Source organism: Chitinophaga nivalis (genome assembly GCF_025989125.1).
GTDB classification, from domain to species: Bacteria; Bacteroidota; Bacteroidia; order Chitinophagales; family Chitinophagaceae; genus Chitinophaga; species Chitinophaga nivalis.
This window is the reverse complement of sequence record NZ_JAPDNR010000001.1, coordinates 7,306,252-7,329,925: the sequence shown is the minus strand read 5'-3', so window position 1 is coordinate 7,329,925 and position 23,674 is coordinate 7,306,252. Positions and strand designations below refer to the sequence as shown.

General features: G+C 46.1%; 17 protein-coding genes. 13 read left to right on the top strand and 4 right to left on the bottom strand.

Translation table 11 applies throughout. The features are described 5' to 3' along the window. Positions 1–369 precede the first annotated feature (369 nt). Both OL444_RS26850 and gcvH read left to right on the top strand, forming a co-directional pair. Positions 370–1,263, top strand: coding sequence for a M57 family metalloprotease (locus OL444_RS26850; RefSeq protein WP_264728310.1), 894 nt, complete (start codon positions 370–372; stop codon positions 1,261–1,263). Between the two features lie 309 nt (positions 1,264–1,572). Then, positions 1,573–1,962, top strand: a complete 390-nt coding sequence (gcvH, locus tag OL444_RS26845; RefSeq protein ID WP_264728312.1) for a glycine cleavage system protein GcvH — start codon at positions 1,573–1,575, stop codon at positions 1,960–1,962. A gap of 87 nt (positions 1,963–2,049) precedes the next feature. Here the strand turns inward: gcvH and OL444_RS26840 are convergent, their stop codons facing one another. Next, positions 2,050–2,898 (bottom strand): NAD(P)-dependent oxidoreductase, encoded by an 849-nt coding sequence (locus OL444_RS26840; protein WP_264728314.1) that lies wholly within the window; start codon positions 2,896–2,898, stop codon positions 2,050–2,052. A 388-nt stretch (positions 2,899–3,286) separates the two neighbouring features. Here OL444_RS26840 and OL444_RS26835 point away from each other — a divergent pair, with 388 nt between their 5' ends. The 4 genes from OL444_RS26835 (at position 3,287) to OL444_RS26820 (ending at position 7,997) form a co-directional block, all read left to right on the top strand. Next, entirely contained in the window at positions 3,287–4,009 is a 723-nt protein-coding gene (locus OL444_RS26835) for a PLL family lectin (RefSeq protein WP_264728316.1), read from the top strand. 664 nt (positions 4,010–4,673) lie between these two features. Further along, the gene (locus OL444_RS26830; protein WP_264728340.1) at positions 4,674–6,068 is read left to right on the top strand and encodes a M57 family metalloprotease; all 1,395 of its coding nucleotides are present in this window, start codon (positions 4,674–4,676) and stop codon (positions 6,066–6,068) included. A gap of 673 nt (positions 6,069–6,741) precedes the next feature. Next, positions 6,742–7,056 (top strand): M57 family metalloprotease, encoded by a 315-nt coding sequence (locus tag OL444_RS26825; protein ID WP_264728342.1) that lies wholly within the window; start codon positions 6,742–6,744, stop codon positions 7,054–7,056. A 47-nt stretch (positions 7,057–7,103) separates the two neighbouring features. Further along, the gene (locus tag OL444_RS26820) at positions 7,104–7,997 is read left to right on the top strand and encodes a M57 family metalloprotease (RefSeq protein WP_264731737.1); all 894 of its coding nucleotides are present in this window, start codon (positions 7,104–7,106) and stop codon (positions 7,995–7,997) included. 94 nt (positions 7,998–8,091) lie between these two features. Here OL444_RS26820 and OL444_RS26815 read toward each other — a convergent pair whose 3' ends face one another. Then, on the bottom strand, positions 8,092–9,324 hold the full coding sequence (locus tag OL444_RS26815; protein WP_264728343.1) for a TCR/Tet family MFS transporter: 1,233 nt from the start codon (positions 9,322–9,324) through the stop codon (positions 8,092–8,094). A 286-nt stretch (positions 9,325–9,610) separates the two neighbouring features. Between OL444_RS26815 and OL444_RS26810 the strand changes: the two genes are divergently transcribed. Beyond that, entirely contained in the window at positions 9,611–10,189 is a 579-nt protein-coding gene (locus tag OL444_RS26810; RefSeq protein ID WP_264728344.1) for a PhnA domain-containing protein, read from the top strand. A 68-nt stretch (positions 10,190–10,257) separates the two neighbouring features. Here the strand turns inward: OL444_RS26810 and OL444_RS26805 are convergent, their stop codons facing one another. Next, a complete protein-coding gene (locus tag OL444_RS26805) occupies positions 10,258–11,292 on the bottom strand; it encodes a putative glycoside hydrolase (protein ID WP_264728345.1) in 1,035 nt (344 codons plus the stop codon). Positions 11,293–11,631: 339 nt separating this feature from the next. Here OL444_RS26805 and OL444_RS26800 point away from each other — a divergent pair, with 339 nt between their 5' ends. From OL444_RS26800 to OL444_RS26790, 3 genes are all read left to right on the top strand, one after another. Then, positions 11,632–14,859, top strand: a complete 3,228-nt coding sequence (locus OL444_RS26800) for a TonB-dependent receptor (RefSeq protein ID WP_264728346.1) — start codon at positions 11,632–11,634, stop codon at positions 14,857–14,859. Positions 14,860–15,079: 220 nt separating this feature from the next. After that, positions 15,080–15,913: a GNAT family N-acetyltransferase gene (locus OL444_RS26795; protein WP_264728348.1), complete on the top strand. Its 834-nt coding sequence runs from the start codon at positions 15,080–15,082 to the stop codon at positions 15,911–15,913. Between the two features lie 175 nt (positions 15,914–16,088). Continuing rightward, positions 16,089–16,652 (top strand): peroxiredoxin, encoded by a 564-nt coding sequence (locus OL444_RS26790; protein ID WP_264728350.1) that lies wholly within the window; start codon positions 16,089–16,091, stop codon positions 16,650–16,652. Positions 16,653–16,706: 54 nt separating this feature from the next. Here the strand turns inward: OL444_RS26790 and OL444_RS26785 are convergent, their stop codons facing one another. Beyond that, positions 16,707–19,073: a TonB-dependent receptor gene (locus OL444_RS26785; protein WP_264728352.1), complete on the bottom strand. Its 2,367-nt coding sequence runs from the start codon at positions 19,071–19,073 to the stop codon at positions 16,707–16,709. Positions 19,074–19,276: 203 nt separating this feature from the next. On the opposite strand from OL444_RS26785, the gene OL444_RS26780 reads away from it, so the two are divergent. From OL444_RS26780 to OL444_RS26770, 3 genes are all read left to right on the top strand, one after another. Further along, positions 19,277–20,365, top strand: coding sequence for a sensor histidine kinase (locus OL444_RS26780; protein WP_264728354.1), 1,089 nt, complete (start codon positions 19,277–19,279; stop codon positions 20,363–20,365). Between the two features lie 19 nt (positions 20,366–20,384). Then, entirely contained in the window at positions 20,385–21,092 is a 708-nt protein-coding gene (locus OL444_RS32055) for a LytR/AlgR family response regulator transcription factor (protein ID WP_264728356.1), read from the top strand. Positions 21,093–21,246: 154 nt separating this feature from the next. Beyond that, positions 21,247–23,622: an ABC transporter permease gene (locus tag OL444_RS26770; RefSeq protein WP_264728359.1), complete on the top strand. Its 2,376-nt coding sequence runs from the start codon at positions 21,247–21,249 to the stop codon at positions 23,620–23,622. Positions 23,623–23,674 lie beyond the last annotated feature (52 nt).

The following is a 23,674-nucleotide window of genomic DNA, read 5'->3' as shown; positions in this document are numbered from 1 at the left end:
TTTTTAAAAATGTTGGTGGTTATTTATTTTTAGTTTAGTTTTAAACTTATTGCAGTGGCAATGAACCAAAGTCGGAATTGTATAGTAAACCATCAGAAGAGCACGAAGTATTCTTAAACAAAGTCATGAGCAGAAAACCATGGTAGATGTGAACAATACACAACGATACCCTTGTGTCTATCATCAGTCAGCCATCATTTAATGATATAGGATCACCGCCGTAAAAGGCAGGATATTGTATTGTTTTGACCTTCATCAGTTACCTGATGCCATTTTTTAATCACGCGAATCTGTCTGCGCACCTGCCTGCGGGTATGCGCTATATTCTTCTTAACCCAAACCCAATTTCTAAAAATGATTGCTATGAAAATGAGCGCATTAAAGCAAATCGTGTTCCCCTTGTGCTGTACTGCAGCCCTTCTCAGTGCTTGTAACAAAAAAGATGCTGCTGTTTCCGGATCTGAAACCACAGCGAACAAGTCTGAGCTGACACTGGATCAGCAGATTGTCATTGCCCGTGCAGGTTTTTCACCTACTTATGCTGCCAAAGTAAATGGCGGTTATCTCGTGGAAGGAGATATCCTGTTATCAGATGCCCAGCTGGCAGGGTTTACCAGAGAATTGCAGGCTTTCCGGAAAGCGGGACCTATAACAGAACAGTATCAATCTACCTACAAAGTAGGTAGTTTGCCCAGGATTGTCCGGATAGCCGTAGATGCCGGTACGTCCGATCCGTTGTTTATAGCCGCTACGGATATTGCCATTGCCCGGTATAATGCGCAGGGGCTTCAACTCACGTTTCAGCGGGTAGACAAAGCCGTGGCAGCAGATATTAAGATACTGGGAGAAGACCTGGGTACTTCCGGTGGATCTACTATTCTGGGAGTATCAGCAGGTTTCCCTGATTCAGCAGGTAATCCGGCTACGCCTATTAAGCTGAATAACAAATACTACAGTAATACTTACAAAGATACCCTGACTTTTGCGACCACCATTGCGCATGAAATAGGTCATGCTATTGGTTTCCGGCATTCAGATTATATGAATCGCGGGTATAGCTGTGGTTATACTCCGTGGAATGATTTCCTGAAAAAACTGGGTATTGATAATTACAATGAAGGCGACGGTGGCGTAGGGGCTATCCATATTCCGAATACGCCGGTAGATCCGGAAGCGCGTTCGTGGATGTTGGCCTGCAGTGATGGAACCGATCGTCCTTTTACTGCCAATGACTCTATTGCACTCCGGCAATTATATCATTAATAACGGGTAACCCGTTATCATTTATTTCCGCTTTTCAGGGACGAAGCTGCAAACAGGCAGCTACTGGTTAATGAGCTGGAAAGCCGTGGCATATCTATGCCACGGCCATTGCCATTCTATATAGTTGATATCATCTTTTCCGTTGCTCCGCTATAATATTTCCTTCAGTAACCTGTTTGTTTTTCTGACCACTAAACAAACAACAGCCTTCGTTGTTGTATTTGCTTATGCTGATACCGGAGTGAAAAACATTTTATTGGCTCCGCGTGATATATCCTTCAAATTACCATCACATAAAATCCATTAATCATGGCTACTCCCACTAACTTACGTTACTCCGAAGATCATGTCTGGGTACTTTTAGAAAATGGCATTGCTACCATTGGCCTTACTGACCACGCACAGAAGCAATTAGGAGAAATTGTATTTGTAGAGCTATCGGAGGTTGGTAAGGTACATGCACGACATGAAGAAATAGGCACTGTTGAATCGGTGAAGGCGGTTTCAGAATTGTTTATTCCGGTGAGTGGGGAAGTGGTGGAGCGAAACGAGGCGGCGACGGATGACCCTGAGTTGCTGAATGATGATCCGTATGGTGAAGGGTGGCTCGTTAAGATCAAACTGTCCGACAGTAAGGAAGTGGATGCTTTACTGGATGCGGCGGCATATGATAAGTTATGCAACGCAGAGAACGAGTAACCGCAGATCTTTTCATAGCGATGAATGTTACAGCGCATACGGCAGATGCAAAATATTTGCTGTATGCGCTGTAGTATTTTATAACCCTCAGATACTGTCTTTGGCAATGACAGTCCAGTCGTCGTTGCCATGACCTTTGGCAATCCAGCGGTCCATTTCGGTGGCAATAGCCGGAATTACGGCGAGTGGGGTGTTGGTTTTACGTGCTTCCTCCAGGAAGATGCCCGTATCTTTTCTAGCCATGTTCAGTTCCCAGGATGGATCGCTGTAATGACCACTGGTCATACGTTTTAGCCTGGCGGGTAACATCGCTGCCGGATTCCAGGTGCCGAACAAGGCATTGATTTCATCCAGGGAAATATCCAGGCCTTTGGCAAAAGACAAGGTATCTGCCAGGCCGGCCGTGAAGGTTATCAGGAATAGATTTCCCAGCAGTTTCATACCAGTGGCTTTTCCGGTGGATTCCCCAAAGTTGAGGACTTTACCTGTCATCGTCGCTAATATAGGTTCGTATTCGCTGATCACCTGTTGGTCGCCGGATACCAGAATAGATCCGGTGCTCTCCAATGCATTCTGCGGACCCATAAATACGGGTGCATGCAGGTAAGTGAATCCGCGTTCCTGCCATTTCTGCGTACGTTCAATCGCGCCAGCTACCGACGTGGTGGTGTGGTCAATGATGATCGCACCGGCTTGCAGGCCGGGAGCCGCTTTGTCTAATACTTCATCTACCGTGCTATCATCTTTCAGGGTAAGATGAATGCGTTGTGCACCTGCTACGGCAGCAGCAACCTCGCTGAATGCTTTGGCGCCATAGGTTTCCAGTGCTGTAGCCTTGCTGGCTGTCCGGTTCCATACCTGTACCGGAACATCCTTTTGCCGTAGGGCCCGTACAAAATTTGACCCTAAAAGGCCCATACCCAGGAATGCTATCATGTCTTTTTTTTCGGCAAAGGTAAGGAATTGTAAGCCGATGAGAGCAGGTGTACTACAGTAGGAAAGTATATAATAACGTTAATGTATATACGCTTTTTGATGCGGTGGAGATATAATTGGCAATACTATTAAGGCTGCATTGAAAAGGGGGGTAGTATTTTCCCGGATCTATCCTTCTTGCTGCAGTAAATGTTGATACTTTTATAAGAATGATGGATGGCTGAATACCTATACCTAAAGCTCCTTCATTTTATCAGAAAACCATTGCTGAGTGGTCATACCTGGTACTACCACTCTATTTATCTTATCGTATTATTCCTATACTGATTCATGCCGGCAAGACATGATATTATTTTAAATGCATCTTCAAAAAAAAACTATGAAAGTGTTGAAAACATTACTTATCGGGGTGTTATTATGCTCCTTATCCCTTATTTCCTGTAGAAAAGACAATGCAGATATCGCCAGGGAAGAACCCGTTGCAGCAGATATCCGACAAAATACCGCTGACTCAAAATCAAAAAACAGTATTGATATAATTGATGTAGTGGTAGCAAGTAACGGAACTATCATTGGGGTCGGTCAGGATAAACAACTGTATAGAAAAGCGCTCCTCACAAGCCCGTGGGTATTGGTGCCTAACAGTGGCGATGTAACAGCTATTGGATTACAGCCCAATGGCGCCCTTATAGGGGTAGGCACTGATCAACAACTTTATACCAGAGCCACCTTGAACAGTAACTGGGTACTCGTACCTAACAGCGGTTTGGTGCTTGATGTGGCATCACTGTCTAATGGTACTATTATAGGGGTGGGAACCGATAAATACCTTTATACCAGAGCGGGCCTGAATGGCAGCTGGGTAATCGTTCCTAATAGCGATATCGTGTCTGCCGTGACTGTATTACCCAACCAGGAGATCATAGGTGTGGGTACCAGGCTGGACTTATGGAGCCGTAAGACGCTTACCAGTACTTGGGTAAATATACCTAACAGTGGTAGTGTGACAGCAATAAGCGCCTTCCCTAATGGAAGCCTGATCGGTGTTGGTACTGATAAAAGGATCTATACCAGGGCCTCTTTGAACGCTACCTGGGTAGTGGTACCATAATACATGCATGTAGTCAGTATAGGAATAATCGAGGGAAGTAGATACGTGATTTATCTATGTGATAAGATAAGCAATCATGTATGCAAGCGGGAATAAATGTGACGAATATTGTCCATTTATTCCCGCTTGTTTATCCGAAAAAAATAAAATGACCAGAGAAATATATAAATGGAAGTATTGTATGAAGTGCCTATAGTAAAGGTATTGGGTATAGAAGATAACGTGATATCATATGTGTGGTTTAAAAAAAAGAGATGGAGGTGAGGGGTGGATAGTGAGGGTAAATAATTGTTTGGAGATGAGAAGGGGTGTATAATACTTCATATACCATGATGCTAACTGTAATGTATACACGTAAAATAAAAAAATAATGGCTGCTGTTAATGAATAAAGATAGAGGTGCTGTGGAGAAAATATATTTTCGGATATACCTGTTCTGGTAGCAGTAGATCTTGATAATTTTATTCGCATAAATGATTGCTGAATGTCTGAAGCCATAGCTCCTGATCAACCTATTGCACAAAGATGAACTATTGCTAAGCAGTTATGTCACATGTATGATCACCCGCTTAACTGTTGCTGAAAAATTGCAGCGCCCCTATAAAAACTAACCCCGTAGCAGAAAATCTACGTTTAAACTAATCTTTAAAGAAAAATTACTTTTATGAAAGTCTTAACTACATTGCTTTGTAGCATATTATTATGCTCCCTCTCTTTTATGTCCTGCAGAAAGGACAACAATGATACCGCCGCCGATCAACAGGCGGCCACCGCAGATATCCTGCAAAAGATCAAAAACCTGGGATATAATACAGCTGATATACAGAAAACGGCCGACGGATATGTAGTGGAAGGAGATATTCTGCTGACTGCAGAAAATATACAAAACCCGGCGACTTCACCGACGCTGAAAGTGGCGGGAACAGAACAATACAGAACGAATCATCTGATTACTGGTTTGCCCCGCGTGGTGACCGTGTCTATAACAGGATTGCCAGGCGCCTACAGTGCAGCACTGGACGAAGCCATTGCCCGTTATAATGCATTGGATCTCCGTTTGTCTTTTGAACGGGTAAGCAATGATGCACAGATCGTGATACAATATGCCGACCTGGGAAAAGGCGTTGCAGCCCGGTCTGCCGGATTTCCTACCAGTAAAGGTGAACCTGCCAGCCCTATTAAATTGAATGCCGGCGTAATTGGTAGTAATCCTGATAAAGGATACCTGGCTACCCTCATTGCACATGAGTTAGGACATGCTATTGGATTGCGGCATACTGATTATCTCAATAATGCCTATAGTTGCAGTAACAGTACACCAGTAAAAGATGCAGTAGCCGATGCGATCAAAATACCGGGAACACCTTCCACGGGAGATCCCAATAGCTGGATGCTGGCCTGCAACGACGGTAAAGACCGTCCTTTTACAGCCAATGATGCTATTGCACTGGCTAATCTCTTTGGATCAAGGTATAGCGGCGATGTAGTCAATACAACCGTAACCGCAGACGGTACTATTATTGGTGTAGGAACAGACCATCAGCTGTATACCCGTGCTACCCTTGTAAGTCCGTGGGTACTGGTTCCCTCCAGCGGAGCTGTTATTGCAGTAACCATACAGGCAAGTGGTGCGTTCCTGGCTATTGGTACCGATAATCAACTTTATACCCGTGCTACGCTTACCAGCAATTGGGTACTGGTACCCAACAGCGGCAGTGTGATTGATATCGCCGTACTTTTCAATGGAACCCTGGTAGCGGTAGGAACAGACAATCAGCTGTATACCAGAACCACCCTTTACAGTGCGTGGAAACTGGTGCCAAACAGTGGCTCTGTAATCGCGTTGAGCAATCATCCGAATGGATCCTATGTAGGGGTTGGTACCGATAACCTGCTCTATACCCGCGCGACGCTGACCAGTAACTGGATACAGGTACCTGGCAGTGGTAGTGTGATTGCGGTGACTGTATTACCTAACGGTGCGCTGCTGGCTGTGGGCACCAATAATCAGCTTTATACGAGGGCTACCCTCACCAGCCCGTGGGTACTGGTGCCATAATGTAGTTGTATGGCAAGTACAGCGTGTAATCAACAGCACAGTTGATGGAGTGTATAGGTAACAAGATAAGCAATCATGTATACAAGCGGGAATAAATGCGACTGATGTTGTCCATTTATTCCCGCTTTGTTTATCTGCAAAAATCAACTGATGTAAGCAAGATGTAAAAGAGAATATCCACATAGTAGCGGCTGTAGTAAAGGTGTTATATATCTATGGTAACGGTATCGCATATATGTAAAATAGTCTTTGGCAAAAATAGGCTGCTGCTTGTAGTAGGTGTATCCGATGTCAATATATGGTTGTGTGTTTTTGCAGCAGCAGCAACCAATACATTTATAAGTGCCGATGGCCTGATAAGGCAACCAATGCCTGTAACCCGGTATGATATAACAGTTTGTAATAACCCACATGAAGCCATAGCATTGCTTCGTATGATTTTATTCACAAACACAATACGCCTTTTAAAAGCGGGTAATACCCATTGTTGCATGTTTACCATTTATTATCTAAAATCAGACGCTATGAAAGTTTTCATGACATCGTTATGTAGTTTATTGTTATGTTGCCTGTTTTTCATCTCTTGTAAAAAGAAGATAAAAATACAAATGGAATACAGGAGGAAATTTCTCAAACAGTATTAGACAAGATTAAAAAAGCGGGATTCAGTACAGTGGATGTAAGAAAGACAAAAGAGGGATATGTGGTGGAAGGAGATATACTATTGACAGCAGAAAATTTAGCATCCACTGCTTCGTCACTTACCTTACGGATAGCCGGTACAGAACAATACAGGACCACCAATCTGGTGGGGAGCCTGCCGCGGGTAATTACTGTATCCACATCCGGATTACCAGCTACCTATACAGCGGCCCTGGATGAGGCCATTGCCCGTTATAATGCCTTGAATCTCCGTATTACGTTTCAACGGGTAGGCAGTAATGGTGAAATTGGTATTGAGTATGCCAACCTGGAGCTGGTGTATTAGGGCAGTCTGCGGGGTTTCCTTCCAATGCAGGCAATCCGGCCAGTCCTATCAAGCTTAATTCCAATGTGATTGGAGGTACCCCCGATCAGGGATACCTGGCTACCATCATAGCACACGAAATAGGCCATGCTATCGGGTTGCGCCATACCGATTATTTCAACAGAAGTTATAGTTGCGGTTTCAGTAATCCCAACAATGAAGGAGATGGTGGTGTAGGGGCCATCCTTATTCCCGGTACGCCCACGGCAGAAGATCCCAACAGCTTTATGCTGGCCTGTAGTAATGGTGGTAATCGTCCCTTCAATGCTAATGACGTGATCGCGTTGAAACAATTGTATGGTAAATCCGGTACCAGTGGTGATGTGATTGGTGTAGCGGTATTTCCCAACAGTGCCATTCTGGGTGTAGGTACCAATAAACTACTATATACCCGTGCTACGCTCACTAGCCCGTGGATACAGGTACCTGGCAGTGGTGATGTAATTGCGGTGGCAATATTGCCCAATAGTACTATCCTGGGCGTAGGCACCAATCATCTGCTGTATACCCGCGCCACGTTAATCAGTCCATGGGTACAGATACCCGGCAGTGGTGATGTAATTGGGGTAACTGTCTTGCCTGATGGTACGATCCTGGGGATAGGTACCAATAATCTGCTGTATACCCGTGCTACCCTTACCAGCTCCTGGGTGCAGGTGCCTAATAGCGGTGATGTGATTGGTGTGGCAGCTTTGCCCAATGGCAATATCATTGGAGTAGGTACCAATCATTTATTGTATACCCGTGCTACGCTCACCAGTCCCTGGGTACAGATACCTGGCAGTGGTGATGTCAATGCTATCGCGCTGTTCCCCAATGGTAGCCTCCTCGGTGCCGGTACTGACTATCAGATGTATACCCGGGCAACGCTGACCAGCCCCTGGATACATGTAGATGAATAATGATCCTGCATATATTTCAGGCGATTGCTATTATATCCATCAGGCCATCAGCAAGGGAATAAATGCCATCCGGCATTTATTCCCTTTTTAGCATTCACACGGTTTTACCGGGAGTAACCGGCGGAGTACGACTATTTTTTCTTAATAAAACAATACTGAGTAATACCGCGGCAGCAGCTATCAGAAAGGGCATTCCCGGAAAATAAAACCAGGTATGTTGCCCTGTGGATACCGCAAACGCATGAGCGAGGAAGGGAGGTGCGATGACGGTGATAATGCCTTTTAAAGCCCCGGCGCTGCCTTGCAGCGCCCCCTGCTCACTGGCGGGTGTCTGGTTGGATAACATGCCTTGCAGGGCTGTTTCTGCAACGCTGCCGATGGCCATCAGCAAAATGCCGATAAACAGACCTCCCTGCCAGGAGCATAATGCAAAACACAGGAAAGCCGCACAGGTAAAGATAAGCCCGGTGAAAGCAGTCCGGGTGTCTTTTAGCCGGGTGAGCATCCTCCCTACCAGCCACGCTTGTGACAATACATATAAGACGCCCAGTATACCCAGTGAAAGGCCGATCAGCTGTATCGTCCAGCCAAATTTTTGGATGGTGAAATAAGACCAGATAGTTTCCATACTGTGCTGGGCAAAAGACAGGCATAATATAGCGGCCAGCAACCAACGGATGCCCGGAAATTGCCGCAGGTGCTGCAAGGCCCCCAAAGGATTGGCTTTTTTCCAGGAGAAAGGCCGCCGGTTGGCAGGTACTAACGATTCCGGTAGTACGAAATATCCCAGAATGAAATTCAGCAGGCCCAGTGCGGCGGTAGCAATGAAGGGAAGGTGCGTACCATACTGGCCGAGTAATCCGCCAAGGGCAGGGCCTACAATAAAACCTATGCCCATGGCGGCATTCAGGATGCCGAAGTTTTTGGTCCGGTCATCTCCCGTACTGATATCGGCCATGTAGGTGGCGCCGGTAACATAGCTGGCACCGGTGATACCGGAAATAGTCCTGCCGATGAACAACCAGTAAAGGTTGGGCGCAAATGCCAGTAAAAGATAATCCAGGCTGAATCCCAGGAGGGAGCATAATAACACCGGGCGCCGGCCCCAGGCATCACTCAGGTTACCCAGTACCGGGGCAAATACAAATTGCATGGCAGCATATACAAAAGAGAGCCATCCGCCGTAACTGGCAGCAGTACTGATATCGGTATGTCCCAATCGGGCAATGAGGCCGGGTAAAACAGGGAAGATAATGCCCAGGCCGGCAGTGTCAATGAGTACTGTGAGCGTAATGAAAACAACAACAGATCTTTGGTGGGTGGTCATAAAAAAACAGCGGTATGGCACAAATCCCTGTATGGGTTGTAGCGGATCAGTAAATAATAGATAATGCAAACAGGTTCAGACCAGAGCGGTTTGAACGGATATGGGCCGCAGGAGCCCCCAGAGAGAAAGTGATTCGTTAGCGCATGGCTGCTAAGGTATTAAAAAATGCCAGGAATAACGCTGACGACGCTGCTTTTTTTAACGGTCAATCCTGTAGCATGGCAACCAGGCCGCTGCTCCCCATAAAAAAGATTATCTTTGCGCACATTTTTATATACAGCCTATCATGAAACTGGAAGAACAATTATTGAACAGGAGCGGCCATAAATGTGAGTTGTGCCAATCCGCGGACACGGTGAAATTATTTGAAGTGTTGCCACAATCCGGCAATGATGCAGACAACTGTATCATGATCTGTGATACCTGCCGGACGCAGATAGAACGCAAAGCAGAGCTGGACAGTAATCACTGGCGCGGTCTTGCCGAAGTGATGTGGAGTGAAGTACCGGGCATCCAGGTAGTGACCTGGCGGATGCTGCACCGCCTGAAACAGGAAAGCTGGGCTATGGAGAGTCTGGATATGATGTACCTGCCGGATGAAGTGCTGGACTGGGCCAAAGCAACCGGTGATCATGAAAATGATGCGGCCGTGGAATTACATAAAGATTGCAACGGCAACCTGCTGCAAAACGGAGATGCCGTAACATTAATCAAATCCCTGGATGTAAAAGGATCTACCTTAAATGCCAAAATGGGTACGGTCGTGAAAAACATCCGGTTAGTACCGGATAACACCGAACAGATTGAAGGAAAAATAGAAGGACAGTTAATCGTGATCCTCACCAAATATGTAAGAAAACAATAGTTTTTTGATAAGACGGCTCACTTGTCTGATGGCATTATATACCTGCTGTCAGACAAGTGAGCCGTTTTTTATTGCCTTTTTCCTTCAAAATACTCAAAGGCATCGATCAGATCCAGGTAGGCGCCATCAAAATGACTATCCAGTATTTTTTTCAGATAGGAAGTGTCATTACCATAGATGATGTGCTGCCAGTCGAGGTTCCAGTAGGCTGCATAGTAGTTGCCTTTCCAGTTTGGATCTTTTTCGCGGATGAAAGGCGGGTTGCCCGGCTTCCAGGTAGCGCCCCAGTAGTAGCGGTAGCTCTCCGCTTCTCCGATAGACATATAACTCACCACCAGCCGTTTGCCGCCATTGGCCTTGCGCTTTAGCCGGTCGATGTCTGCAGCCGTAAAGATAGTCGCCGAGTCAAAATACAGATCCATGATAATCAGGTCGTAGTTGGTAGCAGCAATGTCATTCAGGAATTTAGCTTTGGTAGCACTTTCCGGATTAATGATATACAGGAAATTTTTTGCCTGCATGATCTGGGTGATATCGCTGTTGTTAACACCGTAAGGCGTAGCGGGGTAGGCGGGAATATGATTCAGTTCGCGCTGGTCGGCAGCAAAAGAAATATAGCCGTTCCCGTTATTGGTACGATATGATTTATCCATATTGGTTTTTCCGGAACAGTAATCGGTGATCAATACTTTTTTAGTTGTCTTGATCCTGTTCAGAAATGCCTGCATCGTTTGTGTTTCGGCGGCTGGTGTGGCTACATTGTCGTTGTCGTAACCAAATAAAAGATCTTCCCTGCCTACGCCATCAATAGCCTGCAGGTAGCTGGTGGCCAGCGGACCGTTGGGTTCTCCGTCCGTGGTTACCAGGTCATGCCCGTTTTGCGGGATGATGGCAAATTGTGGTTGCCTGGATTTGGCATATTGGCTGATGCCGATAACAAAGTTCCGCATTTCCTGCCGGTAGTCTACCACGGCGGCTTGCTGCCGGTTTGCCTGTGTGGTGGAATCCTTCAACGAAAGGGTAACATTTTCTTTAGACGTACAGCTGGTTAGGGTGCCATACATCAGATAGGCGAAAAGTAGTTGGCTACGCATGGTTTTCATTGCCTGTAAATTATGGTGTGAAAAATAAAAATCGGGTGTATAGGATACACCGCGTGTTTACTTGTTTTGTAGCGTGGTTGCCTGGTTACGATAGCAGACAACGGGTTGTTCGGGTATGGTTTGTTTGGTTTAAAGTATATGGTTCACTGCCGGGCATAATGCAGCATAACGGCAGTAAATGTAGATAATTATTTTTATTTATAAGGGTAAGATGGATGAAAGGTAAGGGCTGGTTGGCGGGTGTTGTATTGCCAGATATAATTTTTATAGTATCTTTTCCGGATTGTTTGAAAGAGCGCGTTGTGTTTATAGTTGCTTTTTATCACCAATTCCATAAAAATGTATCAACCAAATCGAACCAAAGTATTATTATGCTTATTGACGACCTGTTTTTTTACGTTCCTGCACACCTATGCCCAGGTGACCACGGCTACGCTGAGTGGCGTAGTTAAAAATGAAGAAGGCCAACCCTTACCGGGAGCCACCATAAAAGTGCTGTATGAAGATGCGGGGATCAACAAAGGACTGGTGACCAAATCCGACGGTAGTTTCCTCGTACCTAACCTGCGGGTAGGCGGGCCTTACACAGTTACGGTTTCTTTTACCGGTTTCGCGGTAAAAACAGCCACCAATATCTACCTGAATCTGGGTCAGAATACGGCACTGGACCTGCGTTTGTCGGCATCGGTGGGGAAACTGAATGAGGTGGTAGTCAGCGGCCGCTCTACCATTTTCAATGACCAGCGTACGGGTGCTTCTACCAACATCGGCGCTTCCCAGATCCGGCAGTTGCCCACTATTTCCCGTTCTGTAGATGATTACCTGCGGCTGGCGCCTTCGGCCTCACCAACGTATAATGGTATTTCCTTTGCCGGCAGAAACGGGCAATACAACAATTTCTCCCTCGACGGGGCGGTATTCAATAATCCTTTTGGACTGGATGCCCCGGCGCCCGGCGGCCAAACCAATTCACAGCCTATTTCGCTGGATGCCATCGATCAGGTACAGATCAACGTAGCACCTTATGATGTTACCCAATCCGGCTTCACCGGCGCGGGCGTGAATACGGTTACCAAAAGCGGTAGCAATAAGTTTACCGGTACGGTGTATGCCTTTTTCCGTAATGATGCCCTGTCCGGCAATAAAATAGACGGCCAGAAGATACCGGTGCCTACCCTGGAACATTTCCAGGCGGGCTTTTCACTGGGTGGTGCCATCAAAAAAAATAAGCTGTACTATTTCATCAACTTTGAATCAGAGCAGCGGAAAGATGAAGCCAGCGCCTATGTGGCGGCCAATGCCGGCAATAAGGGCGATGTCACCACTTCCCGCGTACTGGAGGATGATTTGCTGGCAGTAAGTGCCGTATTGAGCAAACGATATGGCTATGAAACCGGACCATATCAGGATTATAACCTGAAACGCAGCAACTATAAATGGCTGGCGAAACTGGACTGGGTCATCAACAGTAAACATGCCCTTTCCTTTACCTATAATGGTCTGCAAGGTTCGCAGGACAAAGGCGCCCATCCCAATGCCATCAACCGTCGTGGCCCGGATGCCATTACCCTGCAGTTCCGCAATGCCGGTTATGAAATGGTGAACCAGCTGCATTCATTCGGGCTGGAATTAAAATCCAATTTCAGCGATACCTATGCAAATAAATTCCGTGCGGTATATACTTCTTTCCGGGATCGGCGGAATCCTTTTTCGGAACCTTTCCCCGTGCTGAATATCACGAAGTTTAATGTGCCTTATATCGTAGCGGGATATGAACCTTTTTCCATCAATAACCGGCTTAACCAGGATGCATTGCAGCTGACCAACAACTTCAATATTATCCTGCCTAAACATACGATTACGGTGGGAGCTTCCTACGAGCAGTTTAAATTCGGTAACTCTTTTAACCTTACCGGTTTCGGCTATACGATCTTTTCCGGCATCGATATCAATACTTTCCTGACGACGGCTGCAGCCGGCGGCTATGATGCCAATGTCACCTATGCCCGTAACCGGGCGGCGGCCAATCAGTGGACCTGGTATTACCTCACCGTGGGACAGTTGTCTGCCTACGTACAGGACGAATGGAATGCTGCCAATAACCTGAAAATTACCTATGGGGTGCGGGCAGACAAGGCATTGTATTTCCCTTCCAAAGCCAGCTATAACAGTCCTAATGTGAATCCGGATGGTACGCTTAGCGGTACCTATCTAACGGGTACGCCTACTGTGCCGAATAAAGATAACCTGGTATTGTATGATGAAGCCGGTAACCGGGTGAAGAATGGCCCGGGAGAAGCCATCGATAATACCCGTATGCCTTCCGGCAAGATCCTGATATCGCCCCGTCTGGGTTTCAACTGGGATATTAATGGCGATAAAAAAGTACAGCTGCGTGGGGGAACCGGTATCTTCACCGGCCGCTTTCCGTTTGTATGGGTAGGTAATGCCATCGGTAATCCGTTTACCGGATATTACAACGTGACGGCGCATGACTTTAAATGGCCGCAGATCTGGCGTTCCAATATCGGCCTGGATTACCGGCTGCCGGTAGGTACCATCCTTACTGCTGATGTAGCCTATTCCAAAGACCTGAATGCCATGATGGTACGTGATTATGGATTAGGTACACCCAATGGCCGCTTAAATTCCGGTACCGGCGATACCCGCAGCGTATACCTGCCGGGAGATAAAGGCAATACCGGTACCTATGTGTTTACCAATGCCAATGTAGGCTACTCTTTCAATACCTCTTTACAGGCACAGCAAAACTTCCGGAAAGGATACTTTTTAACTTTCGGTTATAACTACCTGGTGGCAAAAGATGCCAGCTCTATTTCCGCCGAAATTTCGGGAGATGCATTTGACCGGAATCCTGTATTGGGGAATGCCAATAAAGCCGTGGAATCGGCCTCTTTATACGGTAATACACACCGGTTTACGCTGGCTGGTATCAAGAAGTTTGAATATGGTAAAGGTAAATACGCTACCACCATTTCCTTCTTTGGCAGCTGGACCAGCGGTAACCGCTTTTCATATGTATATGGCGGAGACATTAACAACGACGGTTCTCCGTCGAATGACCTCCTCTATGTACCTACCCGTTCAGAAGTGGGTAATATGAATTTTGCCGCCTATACAGATGCGGCAGGGCGTTTACAGGATGCTGCAGCGCAGGGCGCGGCACTCGAAGCCTTTATAGACCAGGACAAGTACCTGCGTCAGCACAGAGGACAATACACGGGTAAGTATGAAGGTACTACTCCCTGGTTCAGTCAATTGGACCTGCGTATTTTGCAGGACTTTAATTTCCGGACCAAAGAGCACGTACGTACGCTGCAACTCAGTATTGATGTCGTGAACCTGGGTAACCTGCTGAACAGCAGCTGGGGCCTCCGTAAATATGCAAGTCCGACGGGTTATTACCAGCCGCTTACCTACACCGGTAAAGATGCCGGCGGCAAAGCCGTTTATCAGTTTGATCCGTCACAGACATCCACCTTTATTACCAGCCCGGATCTGCCATCCCGCTGGCAGCTACAGGTAGGATTACGTTATACTTTCTAACTTTGATATAGCCGGGTAACACAGACTGGATGCATTTACAGGTCATTATCTGCCTGAAAAATTGCTTGTCTGTGTTACCCGTTTTTTTAGGAAAAAATAATCAGCAACAGGTTAACCCAATTCCTGTTTTTATGTTTGTTGATGTCCCGATGTGTATCTTTAATACGGATAACCATGTAGTCACACTGCAATCCCATTGTTTAAATTTAAAAAATCAGGCATGATACTTTTAGCACCAACACAGTATTACAAATTAACGGCACCCATCCAACAGGTTACACTCAATTATCTTTTTGCCCGCTCTATCATTGAACACCAGGTAGCTGGCCGCGTGTATGCAGACCAGGAAGAAAATCCAACTACTTTTTACGTATGCCATCCTTACGGATTGTGCCTGTTATTTGGCGATTGCAATAACCCGGTTTTTAATGAAGCTTTCCGGAACTATGCACTGAATACAACTAAAAGCAGGCAAACACCAGAGTGGATGATCGCCGCTCCCGATGCGTGGCATCCGGTATTGGCAGCGCTTTTCAAAGATTCGTTGGTAAAGCTGGAAGACAATCCGCATGACGCACAGGATGTCATTGAGTTAAATGCCCGGGTGAATTTCCGGTTTAATAAAACAAAATACCTGGATAGTATCCTGCAAAACAGGCCCGAAAATCCCCTCATAAAAACGATTCCTACAGACGAGTATAGTTACAATGCCATGAAAGGAAATGTAGTACCAGCCTATTTCTGGAAAGATGCCGCTGATTTTGTAAAAAATGGCGCCGGATGCAGTGTGTATTACAATAATGAACTGGCTGCCACTGCTTATGCCGCGGGTATTTTCGACGGACAGCTGGAGCTGGGCATTGAAACCCAGGCGGCCTTCCGGGGCAAAGGCCTGGCTTATCTCGCTTGTGCCGGTTTGATCGATTACTGTCTGGAGAATGAGCTGGAACCCGTGTGGGCCTGCCGGCTGTCGAATACAGGGTCTTACAGGCTTGCCCTTAAACTGGGTTTTGAACCGGTACAGACATTCCCTTTCTACCGTCTGATCAGCTGATAAAAGTCGCGTAAAAAATTACTGGTATAGTTTATCCAACCGGCCGGCAACGGAGATGTCCTGGCATGTTTTCATCTGTTATAGTAAAATATGCTGTTTCTGTATCTGTTACAGTTTTCTAAAGCTGCTTAGTTTTGGAGCATAAACAGTAGGCATCAACATAAAAGAAAAACAGATGATAACAGACCTGACTTACTTACTACCGGATTTACCGGTACCTGAAGATGACGGCGCCTGTGCGCATTTAACCGGTATGGCATTGCCGGATATTGCCTTAATGGCCACCAGTGGAGCGCTGGTACGATTGCAGGATATCAGCGGCCGCGTAGTGATTTATTGTTACCCGATGACAGGGCCGGCAGAAGTGCCTTTACCGGCAGGATGGGATGAAATCCCCGGCGCCCGCGGATGTACGCCACAGGCTTGTTCTTTTCGTGATCATTACCGGGAGTTGCAGCAACTGAATACGCAGGTATTTGGCATGAGTACCCAGATGCCTGCGGTACAACGCACCGAAAAAGAGCGTATCCATCTGCCATTTGATCTGCTGAGTGATGAAGCCTTGTTGTTCAGTCATGCGCTGCAGTTACCCCTGCATTATGTGGAAGGACTGGTATTACAGAAACGGGTGACATTGATAGTGGAAGGAGGAAAGATCCGTAAATATTTCTATCCGGTATTTCCACCCGATAAAAACATTGATGTGGTATTGGAATATTTAAAGGAGTACTGTTTGTAAAAAGCTGCATTTCCGGGAAGAGATACCGGAAATGCAGCTTTGTTATTCAGGTATTTATTTTTCTTTAGGTAGACGGTCTGCCTGATCTTTTTTCCGGTTGAAGCGGTATACCACTGTGCCGGTAAAAAAGCGGCCGTTGACCCGGAAGGTATCATCCAGAAAATAGGTGTCGGTGCTGGTTTGTTGTTGTCTTACCTGCGAGTCGAACAGGTTGTTGACGGTAAAAGATAAGGTCATTTTATCGTGCCAGAAATCTTTTGATACGCCTATGTTGGCGCGGTATTGTGCTTTGGTAATCGTTTGTACATTCTTTTTCTCACCGCGGTAGTTGACGCTGAAATCCACTGCCAGTATCTCCGGAAATTTAAAACCGGAGCGAAAAGTAGTGAACCAGCTTTGGTCAGAGACCTGGTAGGAAACGCCTTCAAAAGATCCTTGTTGCGTGAACCGGAAATAGTTAATGTCCAGCGATAACCGCCACCAGGCGAAGGGATTATAGGTAGTCGCCAGCTCGGCGCCATAGCGGTTTTCATTACTGAGGTTCACCGGCGTACGTACAAAATAACCGGCTTCCGTTTGCCGGAGAATATAGTCGAAGTAATTGGTGGTGTATTGATAATAAACGGCCGGATTAAAGCTGAAAGGACCTGTTTTTTTCAATAAGCCTAATTCAAAGGAATTGGTATACATCGGGTCGAGATCCGGATTTCCTACTGTGAGGTTACGGGTATCGGAAAGTCCGCCAAATGTATTCAGCTGCCAGAATTTAGGCCGGTTAATACGGCGGCTGTAGCTGAGTTGCAGGTCGGTACCTTCCTGCAGGTGGTATTGCAGGTGTACAGTCGGAAAGAGGTTGATGTAGTTCTTGGTTTTGTCCAGGGTTTGCTTTCTATCGGAAATATGGATGTTGGATAGTTCGGAACGCAGGCCCAGCAAATAATTGAAACGTTTCAGTTTATTACCATACTGTATATATCCGCCGTAAATATTTTCATCATAATATAGTTTGTTCGTATACTGCTCCTGTGCAATATTGTCGATGCTGGCAGAATAGTCGCTTCTGATGGCCCGGATATTGGCGCGTAGCCCCATTTCCAGCCGGCCGCCTTTTTTAACGGGCGTTACATAATCGCTTTGCAGGTAGAAATCATTGCTGCTTTCCAGGTCTCTGGTTACCTGCCGGGATACTGCGGGGGTATAAGGATGAAGGCTTTGCTGCCGGATATCCTGGTTTTCATCATCATGCCAGAAATCATACTGAAGGTTGGTGGTCCACTTCCTGCCGGGCTGCCGGAATGTTTTTACGTAGTTCAATTCCAGTTCATTAAATACCTGAGGCTCGCGGTAGTCTTCCCGGCGGGAGAGTATACTATCCGGTTGTTGCAGCTGATTAAGATAGAAATAATCATAGGAAGACGTGTTTTTATTCTGGATAGTGGTGTGGTAATAACTACCTGTCAGCGTGTTTTTATCGTTGATGTAATAATCGCCGCCGATATATACGTTCACGTTACCATCGGTGTTGGAAGACGCGTTGTATTGCCGGAGTACAGGGGATTGATCTTTGCGGTAATTGGCCCGGTATATATCGTTGTTCAGGTCAACTGCGCGGTATTGATAGCCGATATTGCCAAAGAGATTGATCTTTTTTGTTTTGTAACTCAGGTTGGCATTTATACTATTGTTCGCCGGACTACCCAGGCCTGCCTGCAAAGAACCATTGAACCCGGTCTGACTGTTTTTTTTCAGGATGATGTTGATAATACCTGCACCGCCCTGCGCTTCATGCGCAGCAGAAGGATTGGTGATCACTTCCACTTTTTCAATACTGGCGGCGCTGATCTGCCGGAGTCCATTATTGACTGTGAGCATAGATGGTTTGCCGTTAATAAGGATTCGTACATTCTCATTGCCCCGCAGGCTGACGGCGCCGGCTATATCCACACTGACGGAAGGAACGTTGTTCAGAATATCGTTGGCATTACCGCCTTTGGAGATAATATCTTTCCCGACATTGAATACCTTTTTATCGGTTTTTAGTTCTATATCTGATTTGGCCGCTGTGACTGTGACAGTGTTCAGTTGTTTGGTATCTTCTTCCAGGTAAATATCCCCGAAAGTGGTATCGCGGGTCAGGTACAGGGAGGGGAAGTACTGTGTTTTAAAGGTTAATGCTTCCAGGGTGACCCGCCATTTACCGGTAGGAATGCGCAGGGTAAAAGTGCCCGTAGCATCAGTTGTCACCGGCAATATATTACTGGTAGTGTGTTGTTGAAACCGGACGATAGCCCCGGGTATGGGTGCTTTGGTGGGGGCGGCGAGGAGCTTCCCTTTGATGGTAATAGTGGACAGGGATTGGCTGCTGACATGGAGGCTGCAGGTGAGTAATAGCAGCCACCAAAGCATATTGGTTGTTTTCATTTTTCGGTGTTTTCTGCAAATATTGGCGACTTTACGATGCTAAAAACGGGGAGGTGACAGACAGGAGGTAAAGTGGTACGAAAAGGTATTTTACGGGGATAAAACCATGTTTATGGGCTGAATGCCCATTTTTATCTGCGATCAGGTGTTGTTTGTCGTATCGGCTGGTATTTTCCGGGAAAAGATTTTAGCTTTGGAGGGTTATGCCTTTCATTGAAAAAATAGTATCCTTTAGTACGCGTCACAGAGTGCTGGCCCATCTGTTGTTCTGGCTTGGGTTTTACATGCTGTCTATTTCCCAGTTTGATCGTTGGGACCCGTCCCATCCTTACGGAGAGTCATTCCTGAAACCGTGCATCGATGGCCTGTTTTATCTCACGTTTTCGATGATGGCGACTTATTTTCTGACTTACCGGATATTGCCGGCGGTATTGAAGTCGCATAACTATATATTGGTGACGCTGGAGTTGATTGTTGGGAGTTATCTGATTTGCGTGTATCAGCGGATTGTGGTGGTACACGTTATGGAACCCATCGTAAGAACGCCGCCATTCTCACAGGAATCAATAGGAGAAATCCTGATAGACCTGCCTAAATTATTCCGGTCTTATTTTCTGCATACTTTTTCCATCTCTATTATTTTTATTTTTATCAAATTAATCAAAGACCAGTATCTCGCCAATAAGCTAACGCTGGAGCAGGAAAAACAAAAAGCAGAAATCGAACTGAAATCATTGAAAGCGCAGTTGAATCCGCATTTTCTGTTTAACACACTGAATAATATCTATTCCCTGTCATTGATGAATTCTCCGCAAACATCTGCCTCCATCGCCCGGCTATCTGCCATCCTGGATCATTTGTTATACCGGTGCGGAGATTTGCTGGTACCCGTTTCGCACGAGATTACCTTGCTGCAGAATTATATCGAACTGGAAAAACTGCGGTATGATGACCGGTTGCTGGTTAGTTTTCAGCATGAAATGGATCGGGATGCCCGCATTGCACCACTCATCCTGTTGTCGCTGGTGGAAAACGCGTTTAAACATGGTGCGGGGGAAGATATAGGGAGCCCGTTTATCCGGATTGAATTGTCGCTCCGGGATCATCACTTTCATTTCAACATAAAAAATACTTTCTTAGCAGTAAGAGAAAAAGATGATTCCTTAAAAATAGGGCTGGCCAATATACGCAAACAACTGGAGCTGATTTATCCCAATGCCCACCGGATAGAAACGCGGGCGGGGGAAGGCATTTTTACCGTAGATCTGCAATTGTTTTTAAAGGATGCCTGAAAAAATGTAACTTATATTCGTGAAAATAAAGTGTTTAATAGTAGATGATGAGCCTCTGGCGAGGCAACTGTTGCAGAACCATATTGCGCAGATGGACATGCTGGAAGTTGTCGGGCAATGTTCCAACGCTATCAAGGCAGCGGAGATGCTGCGTACTACTGCGGTAGATTTATTATTCCTGGATATTAAGATGCCGCAGATAACCGGTATTGATTTTTTAAAGACCCTCAAAAATCCGCCCTGCGTTATCTTTACCACCGCTTATCGGGAGTATGCCCTGGAAGGGTATGAACTGGATGTACTGGATTATTTGCTGAAGCCCATTACCTTCGATCGTTTCTTTAAAGCCATCGAACGTTATTATGTCCGGATGTCGCCCCGGGAAACGGTAGTGCGGCCGGCTGCTGTACCGGAAGAATCCATTTTTATTAAAACGGGTACCCGGTTCCATAAGCTGAATGCGGCGGAGGTATTGTACATTGAAAGTATCAAAGACTATATTGTTGTGCATCGGCAGGGAAAGGAGAAATTATCTGCCAAATACAAAATCGGAGATCTGGAAGAAGACCTGAAAGACAAAGGCTTCCTGCGTATTCACCGTTCCTTTATCGTCAACCTGAATAAGATCACTGCCTTTTCTGCACAGGATGTGGAAATAGGCGCGGTGCAATTGCCGGTGGGCAACAGTTATAAAGAGTATGTTTTTAAAGTGTTGAAAGTTTCCTGATGAACAGATAGCTGTTTCATTGTCCGAAACCGGACACGATGATCCTGAAATCGGACAGGGCTTATATCTTAACTCATTTATTATCAATGTTATATTCCATGGCATTATCTTGGTCACCACAGCATTGCACCTATCATAAAAAGTGTCACATTTCATGATGTTTAAGAATTACTGTAAGCTTACTTACCGGACGTTGTTAAAAAACAAAACGTATAATTTCCTGAATATTTTCGGGTTGGCAATCGGGTTGGCCTGTGCTGGTATTATTTTTTTGTGGGCAGAAGATGAAGTAACCTTTAATCGCACACATGTAAAGAAAGACCGGATTTACCAGGTGATGGCTAATTGGAAATTTGATGGGAGCGTACGTACCTTTTCTTCTTCAGCAGCTCCGATGGCTGCTGCCATGAAGGCTAATTTACCGGGTATCAGCCAGGTTTGCCGTACTACAGAAGGCACCAGCAATACCTTGTTTGCCATCGGTGATAAAAAAGTATATGCTGCCGGGATATACGCGGATCCCAGCTTGTTTGATATCTTCACACTGCCCTTTACGGCAGGCAGTGCAGCGACGGCATTTCCTCAGTTGTACTCCGTTGTGATCACGGAAAAAGCAGCCATCAAGTTTTTCGGCACTACCACACAGGTACTGGGTAAAACCCTGGTGATGGACAATAAACAGCCCTATGTCATATCTGGTGTAATAAAGGATATGCCGGAAAACTCCAGTGTCAGGTTTGAGTGGGTGGCGCCATTTGAGATTCCTTACCGGCGTTATCCCCATGCGGCGCTCTGGGGCTCCAATAGTTTTAATACTTACGTGGAATTGGCTGCCAATGTGGACGTAAAAGAGATCAACCAGAAGCTGTACAATTTTGTACAGCAATATGAACCAGAGGCTATCAATCATGCATTTTTATACCCTATGCGTGACTGGTATCTGCGCAGTAACTTTGAGGATGGACAACCAAGTGGTGGCCGTATTGAATATGTACGCCTGTTTTCCCTGATAGCCTGGATCATTCTGTTTATTGCCTGTGTGAATTTCATGAACCTGGCTACCGCCCGCAGTGAGCAACGGGCGAAGGAAGTAGGCATCCGGAAAGTCATGGGAGCGGGTAAAGGGAAACTGATTGTTCAGTTTATCAGCGAGTCATTGCTGATGTCTGCCATCGCGGCTATCATTGCTGTAGGGCTGATATATATACTGCTGCCCGGCTTTAATGCGATGGTGAACAAACACCTCAGTGTGGGATTGGATAAGCCGTTACACATCATTTGTCTGTTAGGGATCATTGTATTGTGTGGCGTAGTGGCGGGCAGTTATCCGTCGTTGTACCTGTCTTCCTTTCATCCCATCACGGTGTTAAAAGGACTGAAACTGAAAACCGGTAAAGCAGCCTTTGTCCGGAAAGGGTTGGTGGTAGCACAGTTCAGTATCTCCATCATATTAATCATCTGTACAGTAATCATCTACCAGCAGATACAGCATGTAAAAAACCGGAATCTGGGATTTGATAAAAATAACCTGATTGTTGTACGGGCTGAGGGAGATATCGTGAAACATTTCGCGGCTATAAAAAATACCATGCTGGCCAGCGGCGCCATACAACAGGCTGCTTTGACCGATCATGTGACCCTGGAAGACGGCAATAATACCGATGGGCTCAGCTGGCCGGGCAAACAGGCTACTGATAAAATTCTGGTTTCGCAGCGAATGGTTAGTCCGGAATTTATTGCTACTTCCGGTATGGAGATAGTAGCCGGCCGTGATTTTAAACCGGCTGCAGCAGCTAATGCCAATGATGTACTGATTACTGAATCTATGGCAAAGCTGATGGGGAGCGGTAGTGCGGTGGATAAAATCATTACTGTGCCTTTGCCGGATTCGATGTTATATTTCAGGGTGGCTGGTGTAGTGAAGGATTATGTGTATGGCGATATGTTTGGTAAAGCTGATCCGGTGGTATTTTACTGTATGCCGGAAGAAGCCCGGTGGTTGTATATCCGTTTACATCCGGGTATGGATCAGGAAACGGCGCTGAAGCATACCGGAGATATCCTTAAACAATATAATCCGGCATATCCGTTTAGCTACCGCTTTGTAGACGATCAGTTCAATGATCGGTTTGCCAATGAAATGCTGATGCAGCAGCTTTCGCGCCTGTTTGCCACACTGGCTATCGTGATCAGTTGTCTGGGGCTATTCGGGCTGGCGGCTTATACCGCAGAGCGCAGAACCCGGGAGATCGGTATCCGCAAGGTATTGGGTGCCAGTGTTACGGGTATCACCCGCCTGTTATCGGCCGATTTTCTGAAACTGGTGGGAATTGCCACGCTGATTGCTTTCCCGGTAGCCTGGTATACGATGGATTCGTGGCTGGATAAATATCCCTATCGGGTTACCATACACTATTGGGTGTTTATGCTGGCAGGCATAGCAGCGATGCTCATTGCCTTGCTGACGATCAGTTTTCAGTCGGTAAAAGCAGCGTTGATGAATCCCATAAAGAGTCTGAAAGCAGAATAGTATACAGGCATCTTCCGGAAGAATGAGGATTGTCCGGAAGATGCCTGCTGTT